This window comes from Stutzerimonas sp. LR2, from assembly GCF_055755175.1.
Window position 1 is genome coordinate 1 of record NZ_JBVTRR010000093.1, and the last position, 602, is coordinate 602.

The 602-nt window shown below is 48.2% G+C and carries 1 protein-coding gene; it reads right to left on the reverse strand.

Features of this window, described 5'->3' with window-relative positions; genetic code table 11:
• A partial coding sequence (locus ACVRRC_RS22225) for a transposase (RefSeq protein ID WP_472997613.1) occupies positions 1-418 on the reverse strand: 418 nt, incomplete at its 3' end.
• Positions 419-602 lie beyond the last annotated feature (184 nt).

A 602-nucleotide genomic window follows, 5' to 3' on the forward strand; every position in this document is an offset into this window, starting at 1 on the left:
GCCCGACTCGGGTTACCGATAAATGGATGTGCGGATGTTGATTGAGTTGGCGACCATAAGTATGTAAGGCACAGAAAATGCCAATTTCGAGCCCAAGACGCTTGGCATGTTTGAGCATGGCACGCGTGGCGCAGCGAAAGAGTCGGTTGAGCAAGGGCCAGTTATTGTTGAAGAAAGGCCAAAGTTGGTGGGGCATCGTGAGGGTGATATGTTGCCATTCGCAGTCTGGCAAAATATGGCGCTGCTGTGCGACCCATTGTTCGGTGCCTTTGAGACCACATGCACTGTAGGCTTTGGATTTACAGGTTTGACAAAAGAAGCGTGAATGCGTGCATTCAGGTGAAGAGCAGCAATACCGACGAACGCCCATAGCACAAGACTGCATGCGAGCATCTTTTCGACACAGAGGAGTTGCCATTCATCGATGGTGTTGTTATCGATAAAGCGATTCCATCCGTCATCGTATTAGAATAGCAATTTAGCGGGTCTGGGAATATACATTGAGCAGAGTATAAAAGACGAGAAGGGAGTTGCCTAGAAATAGAGTAGTTCTGTCGTGATACTCACGCGATAGGCGTGCTTATGTTCAAAACTGAACCTGT